Origin of the sequence: Acinetobacter sp. GSS19, from assembly GCF_028621895.1 — a bacterium.
GTDB lineage: Bacteria > Pseudomonadota > Gammaproteobacteria > Pseudomonadales > Moraxellaceae > Acinetobacter.
Map to the genome: position 1 here is coordinate 582,254 of NZ_CP117520.1, position 24,469 is coordinate 606,722.

Consider the following 24,469-nt stretch of genomic DNA (forward strand, 5'->3'; position numbering starts at 1 on the left):
ATGCCGCTGATATGCCATTTTGATGGTGCAAGGGCACAACGCTATATGCTGGCTGCAATTTTAGCCCACAATTTCAATATGACTGGCACCCGAGCCCACCGGTTTCACCTGAATCTGAACCGGAATGCGTTCATGCATTTCCTGGATATGGGAAATCAGGATGATTTTACGGCCCTGATTTTGTAAATGATCCAGTGCATCCATCACGATGTGCAGGGATGCTGGATCCAAGGTGCCAAAGCCCTCGTCAATAAACAGGGATTCAATCTTCATGGAACCTGACGCCATTTGGGCAATCGCCAAAGCAAGCGCTAAAGAAACCAGAAAGGTTTCCCCACCCGAGAGTGAAAGTACCGGACGAATCTCACCATTCATATGATGGTCAATGATGGCTAGTCCCAGGCTGTTATCGATACGCTGTAGTTGATAGCGTGGTGCCAGCGGTTGCAATTGTTGATTGGCATATTCCACCAGAATGTCCAGATGGTGTTCCTGGGCAATTTTTTTAAACTTGCTGCCATCTGCACTCCCGATCAGATCGGAGATACGACTCCAGCGGTATTCTTGTTGCTGGATACGCTGGATTTGCTGTTGAAACTGCTGCTGTTTCTGCAGATTTTGTTGCTGTAGCTGCAGTTTTAGTTTCAGTTCATCACGCTGTGCCGAGAAGTCCTGTGTCTGTTGTTCTAGGTCGGCGAGTTGTTGTTGGACCTGGAAAAAGTCACGTTCTGGTTGATCTTTAAGATGTCGCTGTTGCTGGTCTTGTAAGGTCTCTAGCGCCGTTTTGGCTTGTTGTAAGGTCTGTTCATGGGTGTGCAAATGCTGGCGTAACTGCTGTTCCATTTGGCTGGAGATCTGTAACAGCGTAGTAATCTGACCATCAGAAAATTGCGTTTGTTGTTGCCATAGCGTGATTTTCTGCTGGCAAGCGTGCAGTTGTTGTTCCGTCAGTTGCTGTTGAGCTTGCAGCTGTTGCAGTTGTTGTTGCTGTCGTAGATAGTCCGTCTGCAGATGCTCAAATTGCTGTTTGTGCTCACTACAGTTTTGCTCAAGCGTATGCAGTTTCTGTTTGAGTTGATCAAGCCATTCTTTTGCCGTTTCAAAGGGAGGTTCGGCATAAGCAGCCGTTAATTGAACGACATGCTGTTTGAGTTGTTCTCCCTGTAATTGGGTTTGCTCGAGTGCCTGCTGTAATTGAGTCAATTGCTGTTGTTGTTGAGCGCGTTGTTGCTGTTGAAGATGCAGCTCATTTTCAAGGGGCTGCAGCTGTTGCTGTAATTGTTTAATTTGGTTGAGCAGGGCATGGCGGTTTTGTAATGCAGTGCTGAGTTGCTGGATACAGCCGATGCGGTCAGCCTCCCAAGCCTGGCACATGCTCTCAGATAAATGCTGTACGATTGGCAGTTCGAGTTGTTCGAGTTGTTGTTGCTGTTCAAGTTGCTGCTGGAGCTGTAGTACTTTCTGCTCGTGGCTTTGTAATTCTTGCAGACTAAGTTTGAGTTGCTCCAGCTGCTGTTCGAGGCGCTGTTGGCGATCTTGCTGCGCATTTTCCAGTATGCTGATGTGGCCTAGCAGATGTTCATCACTTTGCTTTAAGTCAATTTCTACCGTGAGCTGTTGTGAGTCTGTGCTGAGCGTATCACGCAGCTGTTCAAGCTGCCGATGTAGCTCAGTAAGTTGCTGTTGTTGATGCTGATAACGCTGCTCGCTTACCACTCGTGCCTGCTGACAGGTTTGCCAAAGGCTAAAACTGTCCTGTTCTGCTTGTCGCAATTGTTGTTCCTGCTGTTCCTGGAGAGCAAGCAAAGATTTTTCTACCAACTGTGCATGGTCAATGTAAGGATGTGTGATACTGCCACAGACCATGCAGGGCTGATCGGTTTGCAGACTGGCACGCAGTTCTTCGACATTCTGGGAGTGGATCAGGCGTTGTTGCTGTAAGATTTTTTGTAATTGTTCACGTTCTTTTTTGGCCGTCTCATACTGTTGTTGAGCCTGTTTTTCTTGTTGCCCGTGTTCTTGCAGCTGTTGCTGTGAATGCGTCAGTGCAGATTCCAGCTGTCGTTGTTGTTGATGCTGTTCCAGGTAATTTCGCAGCTTTTGCACAAGATTCTGCAGGGCATATCCCTGTTGTAGCACGGCTTCTCGTTGCTGCTGTAACTGCTGAATTTCGGTCTGTAAGGTGTTGGTATTGCCAAATTTTTCATGTAGGGGGGTGATCTGCGCTTGGCATAGGTTTAATTGGATGTGTAATGCTGGGGCGTCCAGTGCCGCTTGGGCGGGAAAGCGCTGTTGAATCAGCTGCTGCTGATGTTGAATCTGTTGCAGCAGACGTAGGATTGCCTGCGGTTCTTCATCAAAAATAGCCAGGTGTTGACTGTCGGATAGTTGTTGCGTCAGAAGTTGCTGCTGCTGTTGTAGCTGTACCTGCTGTTGTTCTAATTTTTGAATTTGCTGTTGCAGAGAGGGTAACTGTTGTTGTGCCTGTTCATACTGATCGCGAAGTTCACGGAACTTGCTGGCCAGGATTTCCCGCTCGTGTGCATACTGCTCGGCTTGTGCGATTTGGGGCTGGATCTGCTGCTGAAAGTTTTTTTCTTGCTGTAATTGCTGCTCAGCCTGTAAATAGGCGTGTTCTTTGAGTTTAAACTCGCTTTGCAGTGCAGAAAATGGCGACTCCAGTTGTTTTAGCTGCTGTTGCAGTTGAATGTGTTGCTGCTGCAGTTGTTGTTGCTGTTCTACGCTAGAGCGAATTTCAGCAAATTGGGACAGCTGTTGTAATTTTTCGCGTTCGGTATTGAGCTGTTGATCTGCCGCCAATTGCAGCTGGTAAATTTCCTGTTTACCCTGAATTTCTGCATGTAATTCATGTTGCCGTTGATGCCATTGCCATTCTCGTTCGAGCAGGGATTTATTTTGTTGCAACTGTTGCAGGTTCTGTTCTTGCTGCTGTAACGCTTGCTGAAGTTGTGTGACTTGCTCAGCGGTCAATAACTCAATATGCCCCAAGATATCATTGAATTTTTCTTTCTCTAAACGGATGGCCTTGGTTTTTTCAAATGCGGCTTTGCCCACCTGGCTAAAAATGTTGGAGTTGGTGAGATATTCCAATAAATCTGCACGTTCCTGATCCTTGGCTTTTAAAAATGCGCCAACTTCAGACTGAGCCAACAGCACGGCACGGGTGAACTGTTCAAAACTCAGGCCAATCAAGCGAAAAATCGTGTCATTACACTCGGATATTTTTTGTGTCAGAACACGTTGATCGTCCAGACACAAAACTGAACGGTCAATTTTCAGGTTGCCATCGAGTTTGTTGCGTGCACGGCGAATTTCCCAGCGTGCACGGTAATGTTTTTGGTCGAGTCCAACAAAATCCAGTTCAGCGAAACCACTCGTCGTCCCGCGGCGTAAGATGTTTTTGGTGTCTTTAATGGAAATATCCTGACCACTGGCATCCCGCAGCTTGCCATCACTCTGTTTCAGACGAGGAATCTGGTCAAATAATGCAAGACACATGGCATCCAGCAGGGTGGATTTGCCGGCACCCGTGGAGCCGGTAATTGCAATCAGACCGGCATGAACCAGAGGATCGGCTTCAAAATTAATCTCCTGCTCACCACTGAGTGAGGCCAGATTCTGTAATTTTAGGCGTAAAATTTTCATGGCGGCTCACCTAAGGTTCAGTTGGATGCAAGGCATCGTTCGCCTCGCCCAGCAACGTGAGAAAGTCCTGCATGACTTCAGGATCCTGTTCATAGCCCATTTTTTCCCATAAGTCATGAAACAGGCTTTCCGGGGTTGGGGGGACCAGATCAATTTTAGAGGTCATATTGGCAGTTTGGTCTGTATTGACCAGTTTCCGGCTGATCCGAACCAGACGATATTGTTGTTCTGGTAGCAGTTTCTCAATTTGCAGACGCAAATCGGGTGGTGGTGGCTTCAGGCTGAAATATTCAATATCCACAAAAGCCCGCTGGTCAATCGCTTGTGCCGCACCATTGGGTAAATCGCGTAGTTGTTGAAGGACTTCATCGAGTTCGCCTGCGAGCCGATATAAAGGGATGGTTCTCGGAATGGATAATTTCTCGATCGCTAATTTTTGTTGCTGCTGGGGCTGAATATGGATATTCAGAACCTGATGCGGGTAGTGAATTTCACTAAAGGACAGCGGAATCGGTGCCCCACTGTAACGGATATGCTCATGCTGAACCTTTTGCGGTTTATGTAAATGCCCGAGTGCTACATAATCAACTTCATCTCCAAACAATTGCGTGGAGAGTGCTTCCTGATTGCCAATCACAATCTGGCGTTCGGAGTCCGATGTTTCTGCCCCCTGTAAATGGGCATGGGTCATGAGAATGAGTGCCTGTTCAGGGCTTTTTCGTGCCTTGGCTTCGGCAATAACCCGTTGATGGATGTACTCAATGGCACGACTGGTGTCCGCTGTTGCGTCGTTATAACCGGTGATTTCGGCAGGGCGTAAAAAAGGTAAAGCGACACACCAGGCCACAATTTGTCCCTGGGCATCATGGATCGGGATAATCAGGCGGTCGAAATCAAGTGTCCGGTCAGCATTCCAGTGCACGATTCCCACGGTTTTGGCGTTATATTTTTCTAGCAAGGGCTCCACCTGTTCAATGCGGTAACCTGAATCATGGTTACCGGCAATCATCAGGGTCTGCATATGGGGGGCTCGCTGATGGGCATCGGCAAGAAACTGATAGAGTTGTTTTTGCGCACTCGAAGCGGGATTGATCACATCAAACAAATCCCCGGCGATGAGTAAGGCATGGGGCTGTTGCTGTGCAATCTGTTCGAGTAACCAGGCCAAGAACTGTTCATGTTCATACTGACGTGAATGGCCGTAGAAGAATTGTCCCAAATGCCAATCCGATGTGTGTAAGAAGTGAACCGTCATGCCCTTGAACTCAAATGAAAATTCAGTCCCTATACTATAAATAAAGCAGGGAGTTGTGTGCAGAGAATTACAGTCTCACGGCGATTTTTGTCGCAGGCGTGCAAAGCTGAGGAATGAGCGATCTATAAAAAATAAAGACCGACGATTCGAGTGATGAGAAATCGTCGGTCAAAGGAACTTCGTCATGATAAAAGATTGGCTGCTGATCAATCGATTACAGGGAAGTTGGTTTGTTATTCTGTGTTGAAACTTGAAGGGCTGCGTCCAACATGATTTTGCGGATGCCGTGCGAAACAATGATTTCTTCAGACCTTACACTTTATATAACGCTGTCTGCGCGATTTGGTTGACAAGAAAATGCAAAAGATCGCGAAAATTTTTATACTGCTGCTTTATTTACCGGATTCACTGTCATGGTGTCATTAAAAAAATATTATCTGTGGTTTTTTCTGCTCTGTCTGGTCCTTACCTTGCTGGTCGGGGTGTTGGCCGCATTATTACCATTGGGAGTAGGAGGAATTCTAACCGCAGTGCCTTATTTATTGGCCATGATCATCGTGCTGTACCTGTTCCTCAATCAGCAACGCCGGGCACCTACCCAGCAGGAACGTAAGCAGTTTACCCTCAATTTCAGCCTGATTTTCTGGGGTTATAATGCGCTGGGTGTATTGTCTGGATTGTGGTTGTTTTCCCGGCAGGATCCTGAAGTATGGCAGAACTTTTTGCTGTATTTAAAACAGCCTCTGTTCTTGGCGCTCATTGCCGGCATGATTCTGATGCTGGCGATTCCGCTGTGTTTATTGACCTACTGGTTTTATGGACCACAAGCGCAGCGCATGGCCCAGCATAAATTCGGTTCCTCCATTTAAAACCAGTTTTTTATTTGCGCATCGTTCTGAGTATGTGTTTGATTCTGGATGCTAAACCGCTATGCTGAAATCAACCTGCATGATCATTATGGAGCAAGCCGATGCCATCAAATGCCACAGTTTTGCTGACCGGAGCCACAGGATTTATTGGGCAGCATTTGGTTCCTTTTTTACTCGAAAAAGGTTGTCAGGTGATTGGTTACAGCCGACAACGAAATCTGCAACCGCAACAGCCTGGCTACCGCCTGATTCATGATTTTGATCAGCTCAAAGGCGAACAGATTGATTATGTGATTAACCTGGCGGGGGAAAGTATTGGTGAAGCCCGCTGGACAGATGCGCGTAAACAAAAGCTGATCGATAGCCGGGTACAGACCACACGTCGTTTACTGGACTGGCTAGACCAACAGCAGGTCTATCCCAAATGTATCGTCTCCGGTTCGGCGATAGGCTATTACGGCATTGATGAACAGGAGCAATGGTCAGAAGTCTGTAGCGAACAGTCTCCACCGCAAGCCATCTTCATGTCTGAACTTTGCCAGTTATGGGAGCAAGAAGCGCTGCGACATCGCCAACAGAACATTAAAATTATTCGTCTGGCCGTGGTTTTTGCTGCGCAAGGCGGGATTCTGCCGCAAATGTTGTTACCGATTAAGCTCAAGACTGCAGGCCGGATTGGTCATGGCCGTCAGCCGGTGGTCTGGGTACATATACAGGATGTACTGGCCGCGATCTGGCATGTCTTGCAGCACCCTGAATCGGAACAGCAGGTGTTTAATGTGGTGGCACCGGAAAATGTCACCCAGCAGCAATTTGCACAAACAGCTGCAAAAATCTTGCAGCGCAAACCTTTATTCAGTTTACCTGCTTGGGTGCTGCGTTTGGCATTGGGTGAACAGTCACAATTGGTGCTCAATGGTCAGCGTGTGACCCCCCAAGCTTTGCTGTCCCAAGGCTTTGAGTTTCAGTACCCAACCCTGGAAGGTGCGCTCAAACATCTCCTTAAAGCACCGTGAACATTTACAAACTGCATTATGAAATTGCCAGGGCAGAGTGTTTGATTAAACGTTGCGGTGAGTAAGGTTGATGATCTGTGAGTGTTGGCTGTTGCAGGATCATTTGTCTTAACAGCTGGGCTGACGCTGGTCCCATGACCAGACCATTGCGGAAATGACCGAAATTGGCCCAAAGGTTTCTCACTTCTGGCATCTGGCCAATATAAGGAATCCCTTCTGGCGTTCCGGGACGCAGACCGGCCCATTGCTGGACGATCGGGAATTGGGCCAGTTCCGGCACCATTTCCAGCGAGGCATCGAGAATATTCTCGCGGATGGCATCGACAGGAGTGGTGTCAAAGCCACGCTCTGACATGCTGGAACCGCAGACAATATGGCCATCCTGCCGGGGAATCAGATACATCACCTTGTTCATGCACATGGTCGGTAACCAGTTTTCAGGTGCTTTAAATAATATCATCTGGCCATGTACCGGGCGTACCGGAATATCCAGTTGCAAGGGTTCTGCCCATTTTTGGCTCCAGGCCCCTGTCGTGATGACAAACTGATCAGCGTGAAATTTTTGCCGGTCTGCGCTGATCAATGCCGTGACTTGACCATTGTGGAATTCCAACTGTGAGATCGGGGTATTTTCAAAAAACTGCACTTTGGGGTGCAGTTTTAAATACTGAATCAGCGATTGCAGCAAGCGTGGGTTACGTACATTGGCGATTTGTGGAAAATAAATGGCGTGTTGAAAAGCAAACCCAACATGCGGATTGACCTGTTCCAACTGTTCCCGCTGTAGATATTCGCAGGCCTGCATCGGTTCCTGATAGCGTTCCGCATAGTTCAGGCCAATCTCAAAATCATCTTCATCAAAAATCAGCATACCACTTTCGTTGATTTCAAAATCAATGCCGGTGACTGGGCTGATTTTTTCATTCAACTGCTGATACAGGCGTTTGCCATGTTGTGCCAATGTGTTGACTTCATGCGGATATCGCCAGGGATACATCGGGGAGAGAATCCCTCCTCCTGCCCAGGATGCGGCACGACCGGCCTGCTGTTGATCAAAAATCGACACGGAACAGCCGTGTTCCACAAGTTCTAAAGCAGACAACAAACCGCTGACGCCTGCTCCAATAATGGCGATATGCATCATGTACTCAAATTCAGGTTAGTGGGGTTATCGCATATTCTTGAGATGTTCAGCTGCTGTTTCAGCAAAATAGGTCCAGATGCCATCGGCACCGGCACGGCGGCAGCACATTAGTGACTCTAAAATGACACTTTCCGACAACCAGCCGTTCTGGATGGCTCCGGCCAGCATCGCATATTCACCACTGACCTGATAGACAAAGGTTGGAACCCCAAAGCTATCTTTCACTTCACGCACAATATCCAGATAGGGCATGCCTGGTTTGACAATCACCATATCGGCCCCTTCCTGAATGTCCAGCGCAATTTCGTGCAGGGCTTCAGCGCGGTTGCCAATATCCATTTGATAATTGTATTTATTGCCACCTTTTAAGTTGCTAGCCGAACCTACTGCATCTCGGAATGGTCCATAGAAGCTAGAGGCATACTTGGCGGAATAGGCCATGATATTGGTATAGATCAAGTTATTGGCTTCAAGTGCCTGGCGGATCGCACCAATACGGCCGTCCATCATGTCACTCGGTGCAACCACGTCGGCACCGGCTTCGGCATGGCTCAAGGCCTGTTTGATCAGACATTCTACGGTTTCATCATTCAACACATAACCGGTGTCGTCAATGATGCCATCCTGACCATGCGTGGTATAAGGATCTAATGCACCATCGGTGATCAGCACCATTTCCGGCAATTCTTTTTTTAACAGGCGAACGGTATTTTGTACCAGACCATCCTCACGCCATGCGGCTTCTGCAGTCAGGCTTTTATCTTCTTGCGGGGTAACCGGGAATAGCGCCAGTTTAGATACCCCTAGTTCAAGTAAGCGTTCCGCTTTTTTTAATAACAGGTCGGCAGACAGGCGCTGGATGTTCGGCATGCTGGGAATATCTTGAGTCTGGTTCTGACCTGGCAATACAAATACTGGATAAATCAAGTGATGGGCCGTCAATTGCGTCTCGCTGACCATGGCGCGGAGTTGATCATTCTTGCGGATGCGGCGCATACGGGTCGCAGGAAAAGCGGGACGATTGAACGTATAAGTCATAACAATCTCGTTTATCAGTATAAGATATAGGCCTATTGTAGTCCCATATCCAGCCATTTGGGTATGGTAACCAATGCTTTTTCTCAACGAGTGCATACGATAATTCATATGAGCAATACCGATAAAACCTGGACGGGGAACCTGCTGCTGCATGAGCATCATGACAGTGATCAGATGGTGGAACAGTTATGTGCGGCATTTAATCAGGCACCATTTTTTCAACATGTCGGCATGCAGATGCGGGTGCGGCAGGGTCAGATCGAAGGCTATTTTGAGATGCAGCCTTATCTGATTGGAAATAAAGCCTTTCAGATTTTGCATGGTGGTGTGGCAGCGACCTTTTTAGATAGTGTAGGTGGGGTGATTGCGATGGCAGAAGTCTATCATCGCCGTCATGTAGAAGATTTGCATGAAACCTCAAAAAAAATCTCGCGGCTGGCTACGGTTGATATGCGAGTAGATTATCTTGCACCAGGCCGAGGCCAGTATTTTATTGCCCGTGGTAAGATTTTACGCTTTGGACGCAAAGGCTGTACCGTGCGGATGACCATGGTCAATGATGAGGAAAAAGCCATCGCGACCGCAATTGCCTCTTACGCCTACTAAATAGGTCTGATCTCATCTTTTCTTGAAGCTGATTGTCCCGAATCAGCTTTTTTATTGCCTGGTCAAACTTGTATATTCAGAACATTCTGAAAAGTGGGATAAAAATAGAAAACTCAACAGTTACGTTTTTAGATCGTAATTTAAGTTTGATGTTTTACAATCGTGATATTTCTTGCCCACAGTGCAGTCAGCTGCCTGTTTCCCTTAATAAAAGAGCCCATATCGTGCATGGGATGTTTGTGCTTGAACAATCTGGATAAGGAATAAAATATGACCGATACTCAGCCATCTGCGAAGGATGCCGCAGCCGTTCCCGCTGAAAATCACGGTACACAGATGAACAAACGTAAAACGCTGCTGAAAATTGTAGCCGTATTGTTTATTGCTGCTGTTTTAATTTATGCAATTTGGATGTGGGTCGGACAGGATTCAGTCAGCACGGATAATGCCTATGTAGGTGCCGAAACGGCATCTATCACTTCAATGGTTAGTGGTCAGGTCGTGGAGGTGCGCGTAAAAGACACCCAGCAGGTCAAAAAAGGGGAGCTGTTACTCAGTCTGGATACCCGCGATGCAACAATTGCATTGGCACAGGCTCAAGCTGAATTGGCCAAAGCACAACGTCAATACAATCAGACCTCCGCGAACAGTCAGTCCTTAAATTCACAGATTCTGGTACGTCGTGATGAAATTGCCAGTGCGCAAGCTCAACTCAGCAAAGCACAGGCGGATTTGAACAAGGCACAGAATGACTATGCACGCCGTCAGAAGCTGATCGAAACCGGGGCGATTTCCAAAGAAGAATTGACCAGCGCACAGGCTGCGGTTGAAACAGCACGGGCGGGTCTATCACTGGCTCAGGCACAAGTGGCTCAGGCGGAATCCAGCCGTAAAGCTGCCGAAAGCACCCTGGCTGCCAATGAAGCGTTAATTCGAGGTACCAATCAACAGTCGACACCAGATGTGCAGGCTGCCCAAGCGCGTGTTGATCAGGCGCTATTGGATCTGGAGCGTACCCGTATTCGTGCGCCTGTTGATGGAGTGATTACCCGACGCAATGTACAGGTCGGACAACGGGTGGCACCGGGTACAGCCCTGATGATGATCGTGCCGGTGGCACAACTGTATGTAGATGCCAACTTTAAAGAAAGCCAGTTGGCCAAAGTCAAAGCCGGACAGTCGGTCACTCTAGTTTCAGATTATTATGGTGATGATGTGGTGTATCACGGTAAGGTGGTCGGTTTCTCCGGAGGAACCGGTGCCGCATTTGCCTTGATCCCGGCACAGAATGCTACGGGCAACTGGATTAAGGTGGTTCAGCGGTTACCTGTACGGATTAGCCTCGATCCAAAAGAGCTTGCAGCCCATCCTTTACGCGTTGGGCTGTCCATGACAGCCACAGTACAACTCAAGTAGCAGGCTCGCAATGAACCGTCCAGCCCCATTTCCTGATTTGACCGGAAGCCGTTTGTGGATCGCAGCCTTCTTCCTGGCCTTTGCCAATTTTATGGTGGTGCTGGATACCACGATTGCCAACGTTTCTTTGCCCCATATTACCGGCAGTCTCGCCGTTTCAAGCACGCAGGGAACCTGGGTCATTACCTCCTATGCCGTTGCTGAGGCGATCTGTGTGCCGCTGACGGGCTGGCTTGCAGGGCGTTTTGGTATTGTCCGTACTTTTGTGACTTGTGTTATCGGTTTTACTGTGTTTTCAGTGCTGTGTGGTTTATCCAACAGTCTGTTGATGCTGGTACTGTGCCGGATTGGTCAGGGCCTGTTCGGTGGTCCGATTATGCCGCTCAGCCAGACCTTGCTGATGCGTATTTTCCCTCAGGAAAAACATGCACAAGCGATGGGATTGTGGGCCATGACGACCGTGATTGGACCCGTTTTAGGGCCAATTCTCGGGGGATTAATCAGTGACAATATGTCCTGGCACTGGATTTTCTTTATTAATCTTCCGGTGGGGATTGTTTGTGCACTTGGCGCGATCAGTTTGCTGAAATCGGTAGAAAGTCCGTTAGCAAAATTAAAAATAGACAAGATGGGGCTGCTGTTGCTGGTGATCTGGATTGGTGCCCTGCAGCTGATGCTGGATTTGGGGCATGAACATGACTGGTTCCATAGCCAGATCATTGTGGCGCTCGCAGCAATTGCGGTCACCGGATTTATTATCTTTCTCATCTGGGAGATGACAGAGCATCATCCCGTAGTCAATGTCCGGGTATTCCGGCATCGTGGATTCAGTATTTCTGTGCTCGCTTTATCCTGTGGGTTTGGAGCATTTTTTGGCAGTATTGTGCTGATTCCGCAATGGTTACAGGTAAATATCGGCTATACGGCGACCTGGGCCGGTTATGTCACGGCCACCATGGGTATCGGTAGTGTGATGATGTCACCGATTGTAGCTAAACTGGCAGTGCAATATGATCAGCGTGTTTTGGCGAGTTGTGGTTTGTTGTTACTCGGTGGTGTGACCTTGTTGAGAGCTTTCTGGTCCAATGAAGCGGATTTCATGACGATTGTTCTTCCGCAAATTTTGCAGGGATTTGCGGTTCCTTTTTTCTTTATTCCGCTGTCCAATATGGCATTGGCTTCAGTGTTACCGCAGGAAATTGCCTCAGCAGCTGGTTTAATGAGTTTTATGCGTACGATGGCAGGGGCGATAGGCGCTTCAGTTGCGGCTACCCTGTGGGATGATCATGCCAAATTGGCACGTAGTGAGATTGTAGCCCGACTGCAACCCGAGGATATTCAGAAAACCCTACAGCAAAATGGCTTATCTTATGACAGTGTATTGGGTATGATTTCAAACTTGGTCGATAAAGAAGCGCTGACCTTGTCTGCCAATCATGTATTTTTGATATTCAGCGTAATTTTTGTGATTTCTGGATTGATTATCTGGCTGTGCCCAAAACCGCGTCAAGGCACAGCATCGGGGCCGCCCCACTGAAGCCCGAAAGGGGCTTTTGATATGGGCAGATGTATTTATTGGTCGATATCCGAGCGCGCCCGTTTTAATGCAATTTTCCATTCATGTAAACGGCTCTGACGTTCATCTTCCCTCATGTTGGGGATAAATTCACGCTCCAATTGCCAAGAAGCGCCAATTTCGTTCAAATCACTGAAGATGCCCATCCTCAGCCCAGCCATGGCAGCAGCACCCCATGCAGTCGATTCTAGTAATTTGGGACGGCGTACGGGAACATTGAGCAGATCCGCCTGAAACTGCATCAACATATCACTATGGCTGGCGCCTCCATCGACCCGTAATTCCGTGAGAGGATGGGCCACATCGGCCTGCATGGCGTGAATAACATCTGAAACCTGAAAAGCGATGGCCTCTAATGCAGCACGGGCAATATGTGCCTTGGTGGTTCCGCGTGACATGCCACAAAGCAACGCGCGGGCATCGCTATCCCAATGCGGCGCGCCTAGACCGGTAAAGGCCGGAACCAGTACCACCCCCTCCGTAGAATGGACCTGTGCCGCCAGTCGTTCCGTATCACTACTTTTCTGGATAATACCCAGGCCATCACGCAGCCATTGCATGATCGCCCCGGCCATAAAAATACTTCCCTCCAATGCAAAAGTATTTTGTCCGTGACATTGCCAGGCCAAGGTGCTCAACAGTTGATTCTGGCTGAACTGGATGTCTGATCCAGTGTTAAACAGCAAGAAGCAACCGGTACCATAAGTATTCTTGGCGGAGCCTTTCTCAAAACAGGATTGTCCAAACAAGGCTGATTGTTGATCACCTAAAATCCCCGAAATTGGAATATTGGCACCCAGTAAGCCTGTGGCAGTGTCGGCAATATAGGTATCCGAACTGATAATTTTGGGCAAGATTGAACGTGGAATATCAAACAGATCCAGCAGTTCTTCATCCCAAGCCTGATTGTGCAAATTCATCAGCATGGTGCGCGAGGCATTGGAAGCTTCAATAACGTGCTCGGCACCTTGCGTCAGGTTCCAGACCAGCCAGCTATCTATGGTGCCAAAGGCGAGGTGACCTTGTGTTGCCAATGCACGTAAACCGGGTATATTTTCCAGAAGCCAGACCAGTTTTCCTGCACTAAAATAAGGATCAATCAGCAGACCGGTTTTTTGCTGAATTTTTTCAGAAAGCCCTTGTTGAACTTGCTGATGACACCAAGTGGATGCCCGACGGTCTTGCCAGACAATTGCAGGCGCGAGAGGTTGACCACTACGTTTGTCCCACACAACAGTGGTTTCACGCTGATTGGTCAGGCCCAAAGCGGCAACATCTTTGGCGAAAATACCCGCACTGGCGAGCACTTGTTGTACTACCCCAATTTGAGTAGTCCAGATTTCGAGTGCATCCTGCTCCACCCAGCCCGGATGAGGGGTCTGAATCTGAATTTCTTGTTGTGCTGTGGCAAGCGGTTCGCCGTATGTATTAAAAACAATCGCGCGGCTAGAAGTTGTTCCCTGATCGAGGGCCAGTAAATAGCTCATAATTTTTGTTGTTGGCTCTTGAAAATATAAATAGGATCTCAATTATGTAAATTAACACATCAAGCAAGGTGTATTACGAGAAAGAACATAGTAATTTTTCGTGGTTGTGCTAAGATGTGTTAGTTATCTGGGGGTGTCTTTGGCTTCGACGCTGATGATGAAACTCATAGATGCATGCCGAGAGCGCATTTTCTCTCGTAAATAAAATTTGCATTTAAATAGTCGCAAACGACGAAACTTACGCTCTAGCTGCCTAAGGGCAGCTTGTCCGCTTCCTAGAATACTTGTGGTCTGGGAACCCGACCGAAGCGCACGCACACAAGTCCGTATAGAGTTAAGCCTCGGGGCTTTATACCAAACTTAGAGGATCGCTTCTTGTACCCTGTTCGTCGGGTCACTTGAGGTTAAAACAATAGACGATATCTAAGCATGTAGTATTCTCGAGCGTAGTGTTGGCGGACGCGGGTTCAACTCCCGCCACCTCCACCAAATTCTTAAATTTATATGTTGTTATATGACGATATATAAGTAAATAAAGCTTAAATCTTAATGGTTTAGGCTTTTTTTATGCCTGTGTATCACGTTATATGCAGAGGCTTATCTTTCGTGAAGTGGCAGAAGATTGGTTCCATAACCAAAAAGAGACCTAGTCGCATAAATATATTTTGAATGTTCGAGCATCTCTAGATGAACTGTACATTTCATTAGGTGATCAGCGAATCAATAAAATCACACAGCAGCTTAAAGAAAGAATTAAAAAGAAAATCTATAAAACACAAGAAATGACCCGCACGGATGTGTTTGATGATATTGAGATGTTTTACAATCAAATTAGGCATCATTCGCATCTCAACGAAATGAGCCCAGAAGCATTTAAGCCAGCTTCAAAATGAGACTATAGTAGGTCTAAGAGAGGAGGTAACAGTCCATCATATTTTTGACTAAGTCATACAATTAAAGATACAAGATTTCAGTCTCAGTATTTAACAGCTAAACAAGGAATAGTTATGAATAAAAAATTAATATTAACAGCAGCTTATGGTTTTATTTTACCTTCACTATTCACCGCTTGTGTTCATACCAATACATTTGTTTCACAAGGCGAAACCAAAATAGTAACGAATAATAAAGAATACTTGCACCTTGCGAGTACCCATCCTGCCCGTATTGCTCCCAATAAAGATGAAATGCGTATAACTTTATTGGGAACAGGGAGTCCTGTGCCGAGTGAACAACGTTTTGGTATGTCCACCTTGGTGCAAGCGGGAGGCTATAATCTGGTTTTTGATGCAGGGCGAGGAGCGGTCATCCGTTTAACCCAAGCAGGGATACCGCTAGGAAAGGTGAATGGTGTTTTTTTAACCCATTATCATTCCGACCATGTCAATGGGCTGAGTGATCTGTGGATGACAGGCTACATCCCTGCTTTCGGAGGTCATCAAGGTGATTTTAATGTATATGGACCAACTGGCGTCCGGGCTTTAGTAGAGGGTTTGAAGATGGCTCATGCAGATGACATTCGAGTTAGGGTGGCAGATGGTGAGCTAAAGAAAGAGGCGACTAATATTGTTGCTCGTGAATTTTCTGCTGAAGGTGGTATTGTTTTTAATCAAAATGGCGTAGTCGTTACTGCCTTTAAAGTTGAACATGATCATCATGGCGCTATTCAACCCGCTTTAGGTTATAGAGTGGATTATGCTGGACGTTCGGTACTGATCAGTGGCGATACCATTCCCACCGCGAATGTACTTAAATACGGCAAAGGCGTTGATTTATTGATACATGAAGTAGCCGAGTTTCAAGATATTCAGGCCTTGCCACAAGTGTATGCTCACCACACCAATCCTCGAGAGGCCGGTGACATCTTTAACCAAACTAAACCTAAGATGGCGGTATACAGCCACATCGTAAATGGAGTTTCATCTAAAATTATTGGCATTCCTGATGAGGTATTAATCCAGCGTACTAGGGTCAATTATCAGGGCCCATTAGTCGTGGGTAGAGACTTAATGAGTTTTTTATTAACGCCTAATAAAATAGATGTTTACACACCTTAATTTTTCTCAGTCATCTTTATTTCGATCTAGACAATGACTAAGCCAAAACTCCAACGTTTTTTATGTGAATAAATTTGATTAAAAACCCCTGTTTGGGTTTTGGCAGAATAAAAAAGCGCTCATTGGAGACCTCCAATGAGCAAGCATCGGTGAAACCTGCTGGACTCCAGCGGGTTTCCATCGGTGTAGCAGCAATTCTTCAATCTGACACATTTTCCGCGTTGATCGTTTATTCAGTACATCGCTTCAATGGGCATTTACCAAAACATTTAGAAGGTTTCAAGAGCCAGCGAATGTTTATTGGTCATTTGCTGTGCCGGTGAGTTGAGTAAAGCAAGCAAAAACAGAATATTGATTGAAATAGCGAAAAATATGGCTCTTGAAAAAATTACACATCAGTCCGAGTATGTCGATTTTTCCCCTTTTCTCTCGGGCATTGAAGAAAGGGGAAAACGAGACACCTAAATTTTATAGGGATTCTGCTCATCCACGTTATATCGACTTAAGATTTAACAAATTAACAGCAGTCTATATTCACCCTCTTTTTCAGCCGGAGCTCTATGAACACAGGGTAAAGCTTGTTGCATTGGATGATCTACCGCCAAGCGCCAAAGATGTCCTGAGCCCAAATTCACGGGTTTTGCCTCGGGTTTAGGCTGATAATGGAGATCGAAGAAATTCTCTTCTAAGAACGTTTCAAATTCAGATTCTGGGCCGTCATGTAATTTTTTGAGTTTTGCCCTGATTTCTGCAATCAAAATCTTTTGTTCAACCTGGTCATTGGGCAGGATATCACTCGCAGGACCATGGTAGGTACATAAAAAAGTATCCATTGCAATGGGTGAGCGATCAACATGATACGAATAGACGTCTGTTGAAATGAAATCTAACTCTTCATCACGTTCATAACTTTGAAGTAGATTCAGTGAAGGGGAGGCACCAAAATCAGTTAACAGCTGCATATCTCTTAAGATAATTTCTCTTGCTAAATTTCCTTGTTCTGAGAGGTGCAGCGCCAAAAGGTTTTCAACAGAAACTTCTGTAATATTCTCTTTTAATTCCAGTTTAGCTACGATCTCTTGAAAGTCGCCAATCAAATTTCTATGCCAGCAAATGGCGTTCATCTTTTCTTTGAAATTTGTATTGACCAATTCAGCAAAAGTAGAAACCACTTTAATCTGATCGTTGTCAGAAAGTATATTTTTCATATTAGAATTAAATACATAATAAATACTACCTGATAATATACATGCAGCTTTTATAATAGCTATGGTTAGTGGGAAAAGATCGCATAGCTTTAGCGGTGATTAAATAGCCGCTGATTTTGTAGAGCAATTTAAACATAGGCACCTTGGTGGCACCTATGTTTATTTGATACTGGTTTATTAATTACGATGCACTAGAAACGATAACGTAGTGCAAGTTGAGCATTAATTGGATCACCCAGCATATTTGAGTCATTTGCACCGCTATGGCCAGACACAAAAAATTCACGATTCAATAAATTGTTGAGATTCAAAGTGACATCATACTGTGCTGTTTGATAGCCAAGAGCGGCATTGAACACAGTATAACCGGGTAACAAGTTTTTGTTGTCTGGAGCACTAAAGCGTGATGACTCAGCACGTCCACCAAGTGCGGCAAACCATTGGTCATTTAGCTGATATTTTAACCAGAGATTGGCTGCATGATTCGGTGTTAAAGCCGCATGATGGCCGCTAAAGCCTGTAGTAGATTTTTCAATCTTGCCATCAAGATAAGAATATCCCGCTAAAACTGAAAGCTGATCAGTGAGTTGGCCTGTCAGTGCCACTTCAGCACCGCGGGTTTTCTGTTCACCAGCCAAAATTGCCAGCGTATTGTCATTTGGACTCTGATTTTGAATATTGGTCTGATTCATTTCAAATACGGCCAAGGTCATATTCAGTCGACCACTCAGATCCCATTTGGTTCCGATTTCTAGATTTTCAGTTTTGGTCGGTTTCAGATCGGCACTATTTTTATATAGGACAAAAGCATCAGCCAGAGGTTGAAAAGACCGATTGTAGGAAGCGTACAACGATAAATTGGAAACTGGTTGATAAACGATCCCAATGCGAGGGGAAAGGCTGTGATCTGTCCGGTCTAAGATACCTGTCTTTCCGGTTTTATCATTCCTGTATTGAGATAAATCATCATAGCGCAGTCCGGCAAGTAGCTTGAACTTGTCATTCAAAGTGATCAGATCTTGCAGATAAAGGGCATAATTCTCAAATTCATTACTGTTATTGTTTCTGGCAGTCGTGGCCGTATTAATAGGTATCCAATAGTCCAGTACGGGATGATAGAGGTTGGTTGTCGTTTTAGCACCTTGCCATAAAATTTCGTCTTTATGTTGTTTGCTGTATTCGACTCCAATCAACACTTCATGCTGTAAGCCAGGGGTTTTCATCTTGGCACTGATTTCATTTTGCAGAAATATGCCATCTTCATTGCGTAAACGCTTGTTCTGGATTAATACAATTTGAGACGGATCACTAGGATGTGAATCCGTACTATATTCACGGTCTAAGGAGTAATTATAGTGTCGAGCTACTCCTCGATATTTCAACAGGTCATTAAATTTATGCTCTAAGGTAATGGTTTGGCTAGAAACTTCAGTATCGACATTTCCCACTTCTTCACCGTTTAAAGCACCATAGAAGGTTTTCGTATTTGTCCGTACCGGCTTTCCAGTCAAAGGATCCATGGGAAAGCCTTGATCGGCTAAACGGTCGTCATGCAAATAATCAGCTTGTAATAATATGGAGGTTTGATCCGAAACATTCCATTGGAGAGAAGGGGCAATGGCCTCGCGCTTCAGGAAGCTCTGATGGCGATAGCCGTCTGAATCTTCAATAGCTCCAGTTAAGCGGACTTTCACTTGGTCACTGATGATCTCTGCAAGATCCAATTCAGCACGTTTTTGTCCTAAACTGCTACCAATCAGGCTAACTTCATGTAATTTTTCATCCAGCGGTTTTTTATTAATCCGGTTGACCAAACCACCCGCTGAGCCTCTTCCATACAAGACAGACCCCGGTCCTTTCAACACCTCTATACGCTCAACATTCGACATATCACGATAATACAGTGCATCATCACGTACGCCGTCTACATAATTATCTGTAATGGCAGAAAATCCACGGATCATGACCTGATCACGCTGGCCATCGCCCACACTAAAACTCAGGCCGGCAACATTTTGTAAAGCGCCTTGCATGGATGTGACGGTTTGATCTCGTAAGATTTCTTGAGGAACCACGTTCACAATTTGTGGAATATCTTTGAGTTCTGCCAAGCCCTTCGTTGCTGTAGAAGCTTGGCCGACCTGGTTTTTAAGGCTTTGATCTGCCTCAGCAGAGGAACTGAGTGTAGGTAGAACAACGCTATTTGGTATTTCATTTGCATATGCCTGAACAGCAAGCAACCCCATAGAAGAAACTAACAACATCGACTTTTTCATGAATTTTACTGACTCCATCCTCCAAAAAATTGTGTGCAGTTTGAGCAAGAAAACTACCGAAGTAAATAATAATGAATATCATTTACTATTGATAATAGTAATCATTATTTTATATTTGAGAAGTTATCTGAATGGTTGTGACAGGAAAAAATTTAAATTTTTCCGTAAAAAATGAGATGAAGAGTAAAAAATACGGATGTAAAAAATATATTAAACAAAGGCTTAAATTAATTTTGTAATAAATAATCTGAAGAAGCTTGCCTTCGATTAAATGCAATCTAGAGAATTCGTCTGTTAAGCGAAAGGATGGAGCAGATTCTTATGCGTTGTTGAAGCAACCCTACTTTGGGAAAGAGGCAGAGAAATAAACTTATAAATTCAAAATCGATAGACTTCTGCGTTGAAAATTCTACATCATCGGCCCTATACCAGATTAAACCTATTTTAATCGTTTCTATTGGTTTTTAGGATAGCTTGAGGCACTGTGATACAAAAATATAAGGATGAGAAGATAGAGCTTAAATATAAATAGATTTTAAAATAATAGATTGGTGTTAAATAGAATGATTCATTCATTATCTATCTGAGTTTATAATTTTAAATATTAACTATTGGAGAGATAAATCACATTAGAAGCGGGATTTTTAATCCAAACTAATACAGATCAAAGAATAGGTTAGTGATTTCAATAAGATTCTTAAAATAAAAAACCCACTGAAGTGGGTTTTTCATGACTCGTTCTTACAATAAGTAACGAGTCCCAAGCTTAATTATTGTTTGATGATCAAAACTGGGAAATGGCTTTCACCCAAGACACCTTGTGCAACGCTACCCAAGATGAGTTTTTTGATGCCTTTACGACCATGAGAACCGATCACGACTAAGTCAGCTTTGATTTCCTCAGCGGCAGCAATGATTTCTTTATGGATAACTTGTCCTTCAGAAATTTTAGTCTCAATTTCAACGCCTTCTTGTGCAAACAATGCTTTTGCATTGTTTAGGGTTTCTTGAGCGCCAGCTTTTGCTTTTGCAAAATAATCCTTGGTGATTTCAGAAGTATCAATAAACTCAACCCCAATGAACGGGTCTACTGCAAGTACGCAAAGGGCAGTAACTTTGCTGCCAAATTTTTTTGCAATTTCAGCAGCTTGTTTTACTGCTGCAAGTGAAGTTGATGAACCATCGACAGGCACTAAAATATGTTGATAAGCCATGTAATACTACTCCTTATTGTCATTACTAAATGGATCAAGTCCATTGATTATTCGATCATTATATTTACACAAGTGTCATATCAGTTTGATGACCAGTCTGCTTGTTTCATTGGGGTATCAATCCAGCATACTTCAATGAGAATAAGTGTTTAAAATACTGGCGATTTTAAGCATAAGACATAGTATCAAATTAGCATATTTACACGCCTGATCAAGCATTTCTCAAACTAAAGTTTGAACAGATTTCCATTGAGAAGTCCTTTTACTTTTATAGTTAAGCTGAAAAGTCACTCGGGACTCACTTGATCTTGACATCCCGAACAAAGCTGTTTTGTGTTGGAGCGGCAGCTCATTGGCTTTGTACCAGACATTTGGAGCAAGTTGTTAAAAAAGCCCTGCAGCTTTTGAGGTTGAGGGATCTTTGCTCCAGATATCTGGACTGCTCCCAGTATCCTAGACATGAGACCGCCTCATTTTGAAGCTGTCTCAAATGCTTCTGGGCTCATCCCATCGAGATGCGAATGACGCCTGATTCGATTGTAAAACATCTCGATATAATCAAACACATCCGCACGGGCCATTTCTCGTGTTTTATAGATCCTCTTTTTAATTCTTTCCTTCTTTAAACTACTAAAAAAGGATTCAGCAACAGCATTGTCCCAACAGTTTCCACGACGACTCATACTCGGAACTAAATTATGCTTTTGACAGAATTTCTGCCAGTCTCCGCTACTGTATTGTGAGCCTTGGTCTGAGTGTATGATCACAGGTTCATTGGGTCTGCGTCGCCATACCGCCATTAAAAGTGCATCCAAAACGATATCCTTGGCAAGCGTAGGTTTCATTGACCAACCGATGACTTTCCTTGAATATAAATCGAGAACCACAGCCAGATATAACCAGCCTTGCCAAGTACGGATGTAGGTAATATCAGTCACCCAGGAAGTATCAGGGGTGCTCACAGCGAACTCTCGATTTAAGTGATTTGGTGGCACAATCGGAGGACGGCCACAACCATAACTTTTATGCTTTTTATATCCTCGAACAGCGGCAATGCCATTGTTCTTCATGATCTTCAGCACACGATTGGGGCCACAGCTTTCACCTAGCTCTTTAAGATCCAGCGTGATGCGACGATAACCATAGATGCCATAACTGGCATCATAAGAAGAGCGGATCAGTTGTAATAACCGTTTGTCTTCAATTGTTCTGCCTGATTCGGGTTCATGTAGCCAGGCGTAATAGCCAGCACGAGCAATCTTAAGAACCCGACACATCGTTTTAATCTTAAATTGATGGCTGTACTCAAGGATAAACTGATACTTTACTCGGGCAGGCTTGCAAAGTACCTTGCGGCCTTTTTTAAGATATCTCGCTCTTCTTCAGTTTGCTTAAGCTGACTTTTAAGACGAAGGATCTCTTTCTTTGCTTCGAGTAGTTCATGTTCATCAGGGTTGTTGCGTAAAGGCTGTACGGCCTTTAGCCATTTATAAATGCTGTGCTGTGATACACCTAAACGTTCAGCCACATCAGTGACAGAATATCCACGTTCGGTAATCAATTTAACAGCTTCATCTTTAAATTCTGGGGTGTATCGTTGTCCACTCATAATGTTCTCTCCTATGCAAAAAGAATAGACGAAATTTGTCTAGGAGAGTGGTGGCAGTCCAATCTTTAGTTATTGTGGCTGTTGAAAATTAGCGCTACAGTGGTAGATGTGGTCTGACCACGAAATACAAAGTTAAAAAACTGATTTATAAAAATTGATTATTTTAAAATTTTGATTGGAGTTTAGCACAATGAAAGCATTGGTTTATCACGGTCCAAGTAATGCTAAATGGGAAGAAAAAGAAGCACCAAAACTGCTCAAACCGAGTGATGCAATTGTCCGTATTGTTAAAACAACGATTTGTGGGACAGACTTACATATTTTAAAAGGCGATGTACCGGCCGTGACCGATGGCCGTACTTTGGGACATGAAGGCATTGGGATTATTGAAGAAGTGGGCCCTTCTGTTCAGCAATTCAAAAAAGGCGATAAAGTCATTATTTCCTGTATTACTGCCTGTGGTTCATGCAGTTATTGCAAGAAAAGTTTGTATGCGCACTGCAAGGATGGCGGCTGGATTTTAGGTCATAAAATCGATGGTACGCAGGCGGAATATGTGCGCATCCCGCATGCCGATAACAGCCTGTACCATTTGCCAGAAGGTCTGGATGAAGAATCGGCTTTGATGCTCAGCGATATCTTGCCGACGGGTTTTGAAATTGGCGTGTTAAATGGTCAGGTACAACCGGGTCAAACGGTAGCGATTGTCGGTGCAGGCCCAATCGGGATGGCTGCATTGCTCACGGCACAGTTCTATTCTCCAGGCCGTATTATTATGGTGGATACTGATGAAAGCCGTCTGGAAACTGCAAAACGTTTTGGGGCGACCGATACCATTAACCCAACCAAGCAGGATGTGAAATCGGTGATTGATCAATTGACCGATGGTGTGGGTGTAGATGTTGCAATTGAATGTGTCGGTGTGGAACCAACCTTTGCGATCTGTCAGCAAATTATTGCACCGGGTGGACATATTGCCAACGTGGGTGTGCATGGCAAATCAGTAGAGCTGCATCTTGAGGATTTGTGGATTAAAAACATCACCATCACCACAGGATTGGTGAATACTTCGAGTACACCAATGCTGCTCAAGAGCTGCTGTGCCAAAACTATTGAGCCAAATAAACTGGTCACCCACCATTTTGCTTTAAATGATATTGAACAGGCATATAAAGTATTTGGTCATGCTGCTGAAGAAAAAGCAATGAAAGTGGTGTTGTCGAATTCTTAATATCGACTTCTTGAAGTTTCAAAAAGACATTCCAGGTGGAATGTCTTTTTTTTAATTGCTGAATCCACTTTTTTCAGTTTTATATGCTTTGATTTTTTATACCGCTATGTTTTCAGGCCATAAAAAGTAAAATCCAAATTTCCCTTTTTTAAATTCTGCCCCAATCGTTTTTGCTTTATCAGTCAAATAGAAGTTATTGTCCTTTTTAGAGAGATAGCCATTTTGTGTTAATTGCTCTAATAAATCGGTAGTTGAAAGTCCAAGTTTATTGGCCAATTTAGAGCTAGTCAGTTTTTCAAAGTTGTTATCATCTTCATCTTCAGTGGTTGGAGTTGAGCTCTTTTGTTGATCAATTTTTTCTAATGAAATTCTTACTTCATCACTGATACGAATAATACGTTGAGCTTCCTCATAGGTATCTTTATAGAGTGCTGAATCCTCTTCACGTTCGATTAAAATTCCCATTTCATTGTTATTGATTTGACTGAATTCATAAAGATTTAGACTGGTAATAATGCCACGATCTTCATTTAAATAGCATTTTGCATGTAGGTTTTTGCAAAAACTGGTACGTATATAGTCTTGTTCTTTAAGCCAATTGATCTCTTCAGGCTGTAATTCACTCTTGCCGTAAATAATACGGATATCAATTTTTAAACGATTTTTGTCTTCTAGCAATTCTTTAATACGATCATTTAATTTTAAAAATGGACTAATAAGAATGACGCGCTCTTTTGCTGATTTAATCAGTTCTTCTAAATAGTAATTAGTAGCGCTGGTATTTAAAAATTTTGCCATTTC

The 24,469-nt window shown here is 44.5% G+C and carries 17 protein-coding genes, 1 other RNA gene and 1 pseudogene; 9 read left to right on the plus strand and 10 right to left on the minus strand.

The genetic code is table 11. The features are described 5' to 3' along the window. Positions 1-60 precede the first annotated feature (60 nt). On the minus strand, positions 61-3,666 hold the full coding sequence (locus PGW99_RS02920) for an AAA family ATPase (RefSeq protein WP_273778607.1): 3,606 nt from the start codon (positions 3,664-3,666) through the stop codon (positions 61-63). Between the two features lie 10 nt (positions 3,667-3,676). Continuing rightward, the gene (locus PGW99_RS02925; protein WP_273778608.1) at positions 3,677-4,921 is read right to left on the minus strand and encodes an exonuclease SbcCD subunit D C-terminal domain-containing protein; all 1,245 of its coding nucleotides are present in this window, start codon (positions 4,919-4,921) and stop codon (positions 3,677-3,679) included. A gap of 413 nt (positions 4,922-5,334) precedes the next feature. On the opposite strand from PGW99_RS02925, the gene PGW99_RS02930 reads away from it, so the two are divergent. Next, positions 5,335-5,790 carry an ABZJ_00895 family protein gene (locus PGW99_RS02930; RefSeq protein ID WP_273778609.1) on the plus strand — a complete coding sequence of 152 codons (456 nt, stop codon included), beginning with the start codon at positions 5,335-5,337 and terminating at the stop codon, positions 5,788-5,790. 101 nt (positions 5,791-5,891) lie between these two features. Beyond that, positions 5,892-6,806: a TIGR01777 family oxidoreductase gene (locus PGW99_RS02935; RefSeq protein ID WP_273778610.1), complete on the plus strand. Its 915-nt coding sequence runs from the start codon at positions 5,892-5,894 to the stop codon at positions 6,804-6,806. 16 nt (positions 6,807-6,822) lie between these two features. Here PGW99_RS02935 and thiO read toward each other — a convergent pair whose 3' ends face one another. Both thiO and hemB read right to left on the minus strand, forming a co-directional pair. After that, positions 6,823-7,947, minus strand: a complete 1,125-nt coding sequence (thiO, locus tag PGW99_RS02940; protein ID WP_273779414.1) for a glycine oxidase ThiO — start codon at positions 7,945-7,947, stop codon at positions 6,823-6,825. A 27-nt stretch (positions 7,948-7,974) separates the two neighbouring features. Continuing rightward, the gene (gene hemB, locus PGW99_RS02945) at positions 7,975-8,988 is read right to left on the minus strand and encodes a porphobilinogen synthase (RefSeq protein WP_273778611.1); all 1,014 of its coding nucleotides are present in this window, start codon (positions 8,986-8,988) and stop codon (positions 7,975-7,977) included. A 108-nt stretch (positions 8,989-9,096) separates the two neighbouring features. Here hemB and PGW99_RS02950 point away from each other — a divergent pair, with 108 nt between their 5' ends. From PGW99_RS02950 to PGW99_RS02960, 3 genes are all read left to right on the plus strand, one after another. Beyond that, entirely contained in the window at positions 9,097-9,594 is a 498-nt protein-coding gene (locus tag PGW99_RS02950; protein ID WP_273778612.1) for a thioesterase family protein, read from the plus strand. Positions 9,595-9,864: 270 nt separating this feature from the next. Then, positions 9,865-11,010, plus strand: coding sequence for an EmrA/EmrK family multidrug efflux transporter periplasmic adaptor subunit (locus PGW99_RS02955; RefSeq protein ID WP_273778613.1), 1,146 nt, complete (start codon positions 9,865-9,867; stop codon positions 11,008-11,010). Positions 11,011-11,020: 10 nt separating this feature from the next. After that, on the plus strand, positions 11,021-12,547 hold the full coding sequence (locus PGW99_RS02960) for a DHA2 family efflux MFS transporter permease subunit (RefSeq protein ID WP_273778614.1): 1,527 nt from the start codon (positions 11,021-11,023) through the stop codon (positions 12,545-12,547). A gap of 35 nt (positions 12,548-12,582) precedes the next feature. Here PGW99_RS02960 and glpK read toward each other — a convergent pair whose 3' ends face one another. Next, entirely contained in the window at positions 12,583-14,073 is a 1,491-nt protein-coding gene (glpK, locus tag PGW99_RS02965; RefSeq protein WP_273778615.1) for a glycerol kinase GlpK, read from the minus strand. Positions 14,074-14,202: 129 nt separating this feature from the next. On the opposite strand from glpK, the gene ssrA reads away from it, so the two are divergent. The 3 genes and pseudogenes from ssrA (at position 14,203) to PGW99_RS02985 (ending at position 16,130) form a co-directional block, all read left to right on the plus strand. Further along, positions 14,203-14,562, plus strand: a transfer-messenger RNA (tmRNA) gene (gene ssrA, locus PGW99_RS02970). A 254-nt stretch (positions 14,563-14,816) separates the two neighbouring features. Next, positions 14,817-14,966, plus strand: a pseudogene (locus PGW99_RS02980) (IS3 family transposase); the annotation flags it as partial. 114 nt (positions 14,967-15,080) lie between these two features. After that, positions 15,081-16,130 (plus strand): MBL fold metallo-hydrolase, encoded by a 1,050-nt coding sequence (locus tag PGW99_RS02985; RefSeq protein ID WP_273778616.1) that lies wholly within the window; start codon positions 15,081-15,083, stop codon positions 16,128-16,130. Positions 16,131-16,639: 509 nt separating this feature from the next. On the opposite strand, the gene PGW99_RS02990 is transcribed toward PGW99_RS02985, so the two are convergent. The 4 genes from PGW99_RS02990 to PGW99_RS03005 form a co-directional block, all read right to left on the minus strand. Beyond that, positions 16,640-17,338 (minus strand): DUF1826 domain-containing protein, encoded by a 699-nt coding sequence (locus PGW99_RS02990; protein ID WP_273778617.1) that lies wholly within the window; start codon positions 17,336-17,338, stop codon positions 16,640-16,642. 191 nt (positions 17,339-17,529) lie between these two features. Continuing rightward, positions 17,530-19,614 (minus strand): TonB-dependent receptor, encoded by a 2,085-nt coding sequence (locus tag PGW99_RS02995; protein WP_273778618.1) that lies wholly within the window; start codon positions 19,612-19,614, stop codon positions 17,530-17,532. Positions 19,615-20,384: 770 nt separating this feature from the next. Further along, complete coding sequence (locus tag PGW99_RS03000; protein WP_273778619.1) at positions 20,385-20,828, minus strand: universal stress protein; 444 nt, start codon at positions 20,826-20,828, stop codon at positions 20,385-20,387. 470 nt (positions 20,829-21,298) lie between these two features. Next, positions 21,299-22,437 (minus strand): IS3 family transposase gene (locus PGW99_RS03005; RefSeq protein ID WP_100223103.1). Its coding sequence is split into 2 segments (ribosomal slippage): positions 21,299-22,179 and positions 22,179-22,437, totalling 1,140 coding nucleotides; the frame shifts between segments, so codons are not numbered across the junction. 190 nt (positions 22,438-22,627) lie between these two features. On the opposite strand from PGW99_RS03005, the gene PGW99_RS03010 reads away from it, so the two are divergent. Then, complete coding sequence (locus PGW99_RS03010) at positions 22,628-23,668, plus strand: zinc-dependent alcohol dehydrogenase family protein (protein WP_273778620.1); 1,041 nt, start codon at positions 22,628-22,630, stop codon at positions 23,666-23,668. Positions 23,669-23,764: 96 nt separating this feature from the next. On the opposite strand, the gene PGW99_RS03015 is transcribed toward PGW99_RS03010, so the two are convergent. Further along, positions 23,765-24,466, minus strand: a complete 702-nt coding sequence (locus PGW99_RS03015; RefSeq protein WP_273778621.1) for a phospholipase D family protein — start codon at positions 24,464-24,466, stop codon at positions 23,765-23,767. Positions 24,467-24,469: the final 3 nt, after the last annotated feature.